The following is a 285-nucleotide window of genomic DNA, read 5'->3' on the forward strand; positions in this document are numbered from 1 at the left end:
TGGACAGATAATTGTGATGGCTCTGGTTCTGTAACTGGTTCTGATTCTGCTTTATCTGGTGATACTTGTGGAGGAACTATTACTCGTACTTGGTCCTATACAGATGCTTGTGGTAATCCAGCTTCTGCTACTCAAACTATAACTATTCAAGATACAACAAGTCCAGTATTTGATGCTGCACCGGCTGCTATTACTGTTGAGTGTATCGATGATGTACCAGCCATGACAGACCTTGGTTGGACAGATAATTGTGATGGCTCTGGTTCTGTAACTGGTTCTGATTCT

1 protein-coding gene is annotated in these 285 nt (G+C 42.1%); it reads left to right on the forward strand.

Translation table 11 applies throughout. The annotated features are described in order from the left end of the window. Positions 1-285: HYR-like domain-containing protein (locus OS191_RS00145; protein ID WP_267153683.1), on the forward strand; the 285-nt coding region annotated here is incomplete at both ends.

The sequence above is a fragment of the Xanthomarina sp. F2636L genome, from assembly GCF_026410195.1.
In the GTDB taxonomy this organism is placed as follows: Bacteria; Bacteroidota; Bacteroidia; order Flavobacteriales; family Flavobacteriaceae; genus Xanthomarina.